General features: G+C 68.2%; 7 protein-coding genes. 6 read left to right on the forward strand and 1 reads right to left on the reverse strand.

The features are described from left to right. The 4 genes from B2W70_RS04020 to B2W70_RS04035 all read left to right on the forward strand — a co-directional run. A partial coding sequence (locus B2W70_RS04020) for an EAL domain-containing protein (protein ID WP_286743100.1) occupies positions 1-413 on the forward strand: 413 nt, incomplete at its 5' end. A gap of 25 nt (positions 414-438) precedes the next feature. After that, the gene (locus B2W70_RS04025) at positions 439-1,500 is read left to right on the forward strand and encodes an AraC family transcriptional regulator (RefSeq protein ID WP_286743102.1); all 1,062 of its coding nucleotides are present in this window, start codon (positions 439-441) and stop codon (positions 1,498-1,500) included. Between the two features lie 143 nt (positions 1,501-1,643). Further along, positions 1,644-2,735 carry a fatty acid desaturase gene (locus B2W70_RS04030; protein ID WP_286743104.1) on the forward strand — a complete coding sequence of 364 codons (1,092 nt, stop codon included), beginning with the start codon at positions 1,644-1,646 and terminating at the stop codon, positions 2,733-2,735. 186 nt (positions 2,736-2,921) lie between these two features. Next, positions 2,922-3,950 carry a Fe(3+) ABC transporter substrate-binding protein gene (locus B2W70_RS04035; RefSeq protein ID WP_414631024.1) on the forward strand — a complete coding sequence of 343 codons (1,029 nt, stop codon included), beginning with the start codon at positions 2,922-2,924 and terminating at the stop codon, positions 3,948-3,950. A gap of 72 nt (positions 3,951-4,022) precedes the next feature. Here the strand turns inward: B2W70_RS04035 and B2W70_RS04040 are convergent, their stop codons facing one another. Continuing rightward, entirely contained in the window at positions 4,023-5,708 is a 1,686-nt protein-coding gene (locus tag B2W70_RS04040; protein WP_414631025.1) for an ABC transporter permease, read from the reverse strand. Between the two features lie 76 nt (positions 5,709-5,784). On the opposite strand from B2W70_RS04040, the gene B2W70_RS04045 reads away from it, so the two are divergent. Next, positions 5,785-6,897, forward strand: a complete 1,113-nt coding sequence (locus tag B2W70_RS04045; RefSeq protein ID WP_286743108.1) for an ABC transporter ATP-binding protein — start codon at positions 5,785-5,787, stop codon at positions 6,895-6,897. 18 nt (positions 6,898-6,915) lie between these two features. Next, positions 6,916-7,662: an N-acetylmuramate alpha-1-phosphate uridylyltransferase MurU gene (gene murU / locus B2W70_RS04050; protein ID WP_286743111.1), complete on the forward strand. Its 747-nt coding sequence runs from the start codon at positions 6,916-6,918 to the stop codon at positions 7,660-7,662. Positions 7,663-7,837 lie beyond the last annotated feature (175 nt).

Genomic DNA, 7,837 nt, shown 5'->3' on the forward strand with positions numbered 1-7,837 from the left:
CCGGAGTGGCGCCCGGCGCCATCGAGCTCGAGATCACGGAATCGATGGCCGCCGACGACCTCACCCTGATCCAGCAACGCCTGCAGGACATCCGGGCCCTGGGCCTGAGCGTGGCCATCGACGACTTCGGCACGGGTTTTTCTTCGCTGAGCGTGCTGCGCCACCTCCAGGCCCAGCGCCTGAAGATCGACCGCAGCTTCATCGCCGAGATCGAGCACGACAGCCGCATCGCGCGCATGGTGGTGCAGCTGGGGCAGCTGCTGGGCATGCAGGTGATCGCAGAAGGCGTGGAAACACAGGCCCAACACGCCATGCTGCAGGCCATGGGGTGCGACGAGGGCCAGGGCTGGCTGTTCGCGCACCCGATGGAAGAAGGCGCTTTGCTGACGTGGTTGTCTTCGCCGGGCGGTTGAGCCGAGGTGCATAGAATCCGGCCCGATGCCATCGCCCACCCTGCCCTCACCGTCTTCGCTCACCGCCCGCATCCCTGCGGCCTATGCGCTGTCCCTGTTGACGCTGATGCTCGAGCGCGGCCATGCGAAGGAGGCCATGCTGTCCGGCACACGCCTGACCGAGGACGAGCTGCGGGGTCAACACGCGCAGATCGACGCCTGGCAGTACGCCGTGCTGCTGGTCAACGCCATGCGCGCCGACCCCGACCATGGCCTGGCCTATGAGCTGGGGCTGCGCAGCCAGGTCACCAAACACGGCTTCGTGGGCTTCGGGCTGATCAGTTGCGCCACCTTGCGCGAAGCCATCGAGTTCAGCGAGCGCTACTTCCGCGCCCGCGTGCCCATCTTCAGCAACGAGATGACGGTGCGCGGCGACGAGGTCGTCATCGAGCTGCGCGAGACCGTTCCCCTGGGGCCTTACCGCGCCTTCGTGATGGACCTGGCCGTGGTCGAGTTGTGCAGCCTGTTTGCCAAGGTGCGGGGGCAGGACCCGGCCACCTTCGGCTGGACCAGCCGCATCCACGTGCCGCACGCCGAGCCTGAGGCCTACGCGCGCTACCGTGACCGGCTGCCGCCCTTCAGCTTCAACCAGCGCGCCATCGAAATCCACTTCCCCGCGCGCATGCTCGACGAGCCGATCGCCACGGCCGACCCGGTCAGCGTGCAACTGGCCATCGAACGCTGCGAGCAGGAAATGTCTCGCCAGGCTGCGGCCCATGGCACCCGTGGCCAGGTGATCGAGCGCCTGCGTTGCGAGGGTGGCCGCTACCCCGAGCTGGCCGAGGTCGCCGAGCGACTGCACGTGTCGGAGCGCACCCTCAAGCGCCGCTTGCAGGCCGAAGGTTGCTCCTTCCAGGGGCTGCTGGACGAAGTGCGCCAACGCGATGCCGAGCGCCTGTTGGCCGACCCGCAGCTCGCCATCAAGCAAGTGGCCGATGCCGTGGGTTACGCCGATCCGGCCAACTTTGCGCGCGCCTTCGGCAAGTGGACAGGCCTGTCGCCCAAGGCCTGGCGAGACAGGTTGGCGGCCGGTCGTGGCCCGAAATGACAAGTTTCAGGCCCGCGCGCCCCTCACGCTGAAAACGCCGACTCCTTACGCTTGAGCTTCGTCAAGGAAACGCTGCGCCGCGCCCACGACACGTTCGTGGCGAGGCCCAAGCAAGCGCCAAAGAAGGCGCCCACGAGGAGCACATGAGCAAGAAGTTGTCCCCCAAGTCGCTGGAGCCGCGCCGCATGAGCGACGCTCAAAAGTCCGAGCACATCCGCACCGTGGTGCTCAAAGCCGGTGAAGACCTGCGCGCGCACCATCCCTGGCTGCGCCACCAGGACGCCATTGGCGCGGCCATCATGATCTGCTCGCTGCTGGGCATGGTTGCCAGCGGCTGGGCCTACATCGACGGCCTGATCCCCTGGTGGGTGTGCGTGCCGGCCGTGACCATCTTCGCGTCCTTCATCCACGAACTCGAGCACGACCTCATCCACCAGATGTACTTTCGCAGTAAGCCCTGGGCGAACAGCCTGATGCTGCTGGTGGGGTGGCTGGCGCGGGCCTCGACCGTGAGCCCCTTCGTGCGCCGCAAGCTGCACCTGCACCACCACAAGTTCTCGGGCACCGAGTCCGACCTGGAAGAGCGTGGCATCACCAACGGCACGCCCTGGGGCCTGCGCCGCCTCTTGATGACCGGCGACAACATGCTGGCCGTGGCCCTGCGACCCTTCGAGATGCGCCGCGCCACCGCGAAGTTCATCAAGGCGCAAAAGCCTGCCAACGCAAGCGAAGCGCGCCGCCTGGCGCTGGAACAAGCCATGGCCTACATGCCCATCGGCCACATTTACTACACCAGCTTCCACGCCTGGGTGGTGCTGCACGCGGTGATGTTCACCGCGCCGCTGCTGGGCATGGACATCCCCTGGCCGCAGTGGATGCCGCAGTTGATGGCTGGCCTGGACATCTTCGGTGTGGTCTACGCCCTGCCCTGCCTGCTGCGAACCTTCTGCCTGCACTTCATCAGCTCGAACATGCATTACTACGGTGATGTCGAAGCCCGCAACGCCATGCAGCAGTGCCAGGTGCTCAACCCCTGGTGGCTGGTGCCGATGCAGCTGTTCTGCTTCAACTTCGGCAGCACCCACGCCATCCACCACTTCGCGGTGAAAGAGCCCTTCTACATCCGCCAATGGAACGCCGGCATCGCTCACCAGGTGATGCGCGAGATGGGCGTGCGCTTCAACGACTTCGGCACCTTCCGCCGGGCCAACCGGTTCAGCCTGAAGGCGGCTTGACCGCCAACCGAGGTCAGTTTGAGGACAGCCGGAACGGCGGGCGCGCGCAACGGCGGCAATGACCCGCCGGCTTGCTGGATATCAATGCGAATCATTCTCGCTATCGTGTAAGCTCGCGAGCCGTCGGCCTTGTTGCCGGCCCCGGCCTGCGGGCTTTTTCACATCCACGAATCAGGAATGCGCTCCATGGTTAACTTGCTGCCTCGCCTCAGTGTGCTCGCCCTCGCTGCCTTGGCCTTCTCGGCTTCCATTGCCCAGGCCGACGACAAGGTCCTCAACATCTACTCGGCCCGCCACTACCAGACCGACGAGGCCCTGTATGCCAACTTCACCAAGCAGACCGGCATCAAGGTCAACCGCCTGGACGGCAAGGAAGACGAGCTGCTCGAGCGCATCAAGAACGAAGGCGCCAAGTCGCCGGCCGACATCCTGATCACGGTCGATGCCGCGCGCCTGGAAGTCGCCGACCAGGCTGGTCTGTTCGCCCCCATCCAATCCAAGGTGCTGGACCAGCGCATCCCGGCCAAGCTGCGCACGCCCAACTGGATCGCCTTCTCGACGCGCGCTCGCCTCATCGCCTACAACAAGCAGGCCGTCAAGGCCGAGTGGGTGCAGAGCTACGGTGACCTGGCCCACCCGCGCCTGAAGGGCCAGGTGTGCGTGCGCTCGGGCTCGCACCCCTACAACCTGTCGCTGGGCGGTGCCTTCATTGCCCACCAGGGCGAGCAGCAAGCCGAAGCCTGGGCCCGTGGCCTGGTGCAGAACTTCGCGCGCGCTCCCAAGGGTGGCGACACCGACCAGCTCAAGGCCGTGGCCGCTGGCGAATGCGGTGTGACCATCTCCAACAGCTACTACCTGGCCCGCCTGATGCGCTCGTCCAAGCCCGAAGACCGCAAGGTGGTCGAGGCCCTCGGCGTGGTCTGGCCCAACCAGCAGACCTGGGGCACGCACATCAACGTCTCGGGCGCCGGCATCATCAAGACGGCGCCGAACAAGGCCGCAGCCGTCAAGTTCCTGGAGTACCTCAGCAGCGACCAGGCCCAGGCCTACTTCGCAGACGGCAACAACGAGTGGCCGGCGGTGGCTTCGGTCAAGCTGAACAACCCGGCGCTGACCACGCTGGGCAGCTTCAAGCCCGACGACATCAACGTGGGTGAGCTGGCCAAGAACGCGGCCAAGGCCCAGAAGCTGTACGACCGCGCGGGCTGGCGTTGAAGCGCTGGGCAGGCCTGGGCCAGCCTGGCTCAGGCCATCGGTTCACGCGCTGACCTGCTGCATGAACCAGGCTCAGCGCCCGCCCCCGGGCAAGCGGCTGCGCGCGATCTCTCGGGAAAGCACGATCAGCGGCAGCAGCCCCACCACCACGATGGTCAGCGCTGCGGTCGAGGCCTCGGCCAGGCGCTCGTCGGACGCCAGCGTGTAGGCCTGCGTGGCCAGCGTGTCGAAGTTGAAAGGCCGCATCACCAGCGTGGCGGGTAGCTCCTTCATGACGTCGATGAACACGAGCAGCAGCGCCGTCAGCAGGCTGCCGCGCAACAGCGGGAAGTGCACGCGTCGCAGGGTGGCCGCGGGCGTGAGCCCCAGGCTGCGCGCCGCGTGGTCCATGTTGGGCGTGACCTTGAGCAAGCCCGCGTCCACCGACTGAACGGCTGGCGTCAGGAAGCGCACCACGCAGGCGTAAACCAGACCGGCAATGCCCCCAGTGAGCACCAGGCCACCTTGCCAGCCCACGGCCTGCTCCAGCCAGGTGGTCAGCACGTTGTCCACCCGGGTGACGGGGATCAGCACCCCGACGGCGATGACCGTGCCGGGCAGCGCATAGCCCAGGCCGCCCAGGCGGTGCGTCAGCTGCACCAGCCAGTGCGGCTGCAGGCGCGCCGCGTAGGCCAGCAGCACCGCCAGCGTCACGGCAATGAACGCGGTCAGGCCCGACACGGTGACGCTGTTGCGCGCCAATTCGATGAAGCGCGGGCCGAACTGGGCATCGCCCTGGCTCAGCGACATGTGCAGCAAGATGCCGGCCGGCAGCAGGAAGCCCGCCAGCACGGGCACCAAGCAAGCCACCACCGCCAGAACAGCCCGCCAGCCGCCCACGCGGATGCCGCTCAGGCGTGAGCGGCGCAAGGTGGTGTCGTGAAAGCGAGCCCGACCGCGCGAGATGCGCTCGAACGCCAGCACCAGGATGACAAAGCCGAGCAGGGCCGAAGCCAGCTGCGCAGCGGCCACGCGGTCGCCCAACGAGAACCAGGCGCGGTAGATGCCGGTGGTGAAGGTTTGCACGCCGAAGAAGGACACGGCGCCGAAATCGGCCAGGGTCTCCATCAGGGCCAGCGACACGCCCGCCGCAATGGCTGGCCTGGCCAGCGGCAGCGACACCCGAAAGAAGCTGCCCCAGGGCCCCAGGCCCAGCACGCGCCCGACCTCCAGCATGCCGCCCGCACGCTCCAGGAAGGCGGTGCGCGCCAGCATGTACACATACGGGTAGAGCACCAGCGAGAACAGCACCACCGCGCCACCCAGCGAGCGCACGTCGGGGAACCAGTAATCGGCGCGGCTCCAGCCGAAGGCCTCGCGCAAGCCGGTCTGCACCGGCCCCACGAACTGCAGCAGGTCGGTGTAGGTGTAGGCCATCACGTAGCCCGGCACGGCCAGCGGCAGCACCAGCGCCCACTCCAGCGCCCCGCGCAAGGGGAAGTCGTAGCGCGTGACCAGCCAGGCCGCCCCCACGCCCATGCTCGCCGTGCCCAGGCCCACGCCCAGGCACAGCCACAGGGTGGACCACAGGTAGTCGGGCAACACCGTGGAGGCCAGGTGTGACCAGGTGTCGCCCGTGTCGCTGGGCGAGAGCACCTGCATCAGCACAGCCAGCACCGGCAAGGCCACCAGGGCCCCCACCAGCAAGGCGAGGGCCACCAGCCAGCGCGAGGGCATGCGGTGACGGACGGACGAAGAAAGCGTGGTGGCCAGGGTCATGGTGTGAGTGAGAATTATCATCGCTACCCAGCGCCTTGCCGACGGCGGTCTCGAACCGCCACCTTCCCAGCCTCACATGCCGACCCTGCCCGACCACCACCACACGCCCGTCCCACCTGAAGGGCCGCCCTGGCTGGTCGTGCAAGACCTGGCCCTGCAGTACGGCAACAAGGCCATCGTCGAGCAGCTGTCGTTCTCGCTGCCGCAAGGCGCCATCGCCTGCCTGCTGGGGCCCTCTGGCTGCGGCAAGACCTCGGTGCTGCGCGCCCTGGCGGGTTTCGAGCCCATCACCGCAGGGCGCATCTCGCTGGACGGCCGCACGCTGAGCCGGCCAGGCCGCATCGTGCCCCCCGAGCAACGCCGCATCGGCATGGTCTTTCAGGACTACGCCCTGTTCCCGCACCTGACGGTGGCCCAGAACGTGGGCTTCGGCCTGCGGGGTCGCTCGGACGGCGATCGCCGCATCACCGAGATGCTGGAAACGGTGGGCCTGGCCCACGCCGCGCGCCGCTACCCACACGAGCTGTCGGGCGGCCAGCAACAGCGCGTGGCCCTGGCCCGCGCCCTGGCGCCCCAGCCCGCCGTGCTGCTGCTCGACGAGCCCTTCTCCAACCTCGACGTGGCGCTGCGCGAACGCCTGGCTGGGGAGGTGCGCGACATCCTCAAGGCCACGCAAACCACCGCCGTGCTCGTCACCCACGACCAGCACGAGGCCTTTGCCATGGCCGATGTGGTGGGTGTGCTCGCCGATGGCCAGCTGCAGCAGTGGGACACCGCCTACGCGCTCTATCACCAGCCCGCCAACCGGCGCGTGGCCGACTTCGTGGGCCAGGGCGCCTTCGTGCCCGCCCGCGTGCTCGACGACCACCGACTGCGCCTGGAGGTGGGCGAGGTGCAAGGCGATCAAGCCACCTTCTTCACCGATGACCGCATGCCGTTCACCCCTGGCACCCGCGTGAACGTGCTGCTGCGCCCCGACGACGTGGTGCACGACGACGCCAGCCCCATCCAGGCCCGCGTGGTGCACAAGGCCTTCAAGGGCGCCGAGTTCCTCTACACCCTGGCCCTGGCCGACGGCACCGAGGTGCTCTCGATGGTGCCCTCGCACCACGACCACGCCATCGGCGAAGCCATCGGCATCCGCCTGGACATGAGCCACGTGGTGGTTTTCGAAGAAGCCACCGCCTGACGCACGCCCTTGCCCGCCATGACCGCCAACCTGCCCGCCCTCATCCTCGCTGCCGGACGCGGCGAGCGCATGCGCCCGCTCACCGACACCTGCCCCAAGCCCCTGCTGAAGGTGCGCGGCAAGCCGCTCATCGTGTGGCACCTCGAAGCCCTGGCGCGCGACGGCGTGCGCGATGTGGTCATCAACACCGCCTACCTGGAAGAGCAGTTCGAGCCCGCGCTGGGCGACGGCAGCGCATGGGGCCTGCGCATCCGCTACTCGCACGAGCGGGCCGAGCACGGCGGTGCGCTGGAGACAGCGGGCGGCATCGCCAAGGCCTTGCCGCTGCTGGCCGAAGCGGCGGGGGGCGAGCGTGCTTTCTGGGTACTGGCGGGTGATGTGTTCGTGCCGGGCTTGAAGTTCGACGCGCAGGTGGCGCAGGCCTTCGCCGACAACGAGAAGGCGTCGCCCACCGGCCAACCCGACTTGGCCCAGCTGTGGCTCGTGCCCAACCCGGCCCATGTGCCGCAAGGCGACTTCGCGCTCGACGCCACCGGTCGCATCCACCACAAGGGCAGCGCGCCAGAAGGCACGCCCACCTTCACCTACTCGACCATCGGGCTCTACCGACCGGGCATGGTCGATGGCGTGACCGTGGGCGAGAAGGCCGCTTTGCGCCCCTGCTTCGACCGCGCCATCGACAGCGGCCGGCTGAGCGGGCGGGTTCACACCGGCGAATGGACGGACGTGGGCACGCCGGAACGGCTGGCCTCGCTCAACCGGTAGAATCCAGGCTCCTTGTCACAGCCCCTGGATCTACACCATGCCCCGCTGTCACCCCACTCGCCGCGCCACCCTGGGCGCGCTCCTCGGCTCAGCCGGCACCCTGCTCAGCGCCCCCCTGCTGACCAGCCTCGTTGCCTTGACGCCCGTGTCGGCGCACGCCCAGGCCGCCAGGCCC

The sequence above is a fragment of the Aquabacterium sp. UBA2148 genome, from assembly GCF_002328915.1.
Lineage (GTDB): Bacteria > Pseudomonadota > Gammaproteobacteria > Burkholderiales > Burkholderiaceae_C > Aquabacterium > Aquabacterium parvum.

Coding starts and splice junctions, on each gene's coding strand:
- B2W70_RS04025 (WP_286743102.1), top strand. CDS start 439: ATGCCATCGCCCACCCTGCCCTCACCGTCTTCGCTCACCGCCCGCATC.
- B2W70_RS04030 (WP_286743104.1), top strand. CDS start 1,644: ATGAGCAAGAAGTTGTCCCCCAAGTCGCTGGAGCCGCGCCGCATGAGC.
- B2W70_RS04035 (WP_414631024.1), top strand. CDS start 2,922: ATGGTTAACTTGCTGCCTCGCCTCAGTGTGCTCGCCCTCGCTGCCTTG.
- B2W70_RS04040 (WP_414631025.1), bottom strand. CDS start 5,708: ATGACCCTGGCCACCACGCTTTCTTCGTCCGTCCGTCACCGCATGCCC.
- B2W70_RS04045 (WP_286743108.1), top strand. CDS start 5,785: ATGCCGACCCTGCCCGACCACCACCACACGCCCGTCCCACCTGAAGGG.
- murU (WP_286743111.1), top strand. CDS start 6,916: ATGACCGCCAACCTGCCCGCCCTCATCCTCGCTGCCGGACGCGGCGAG.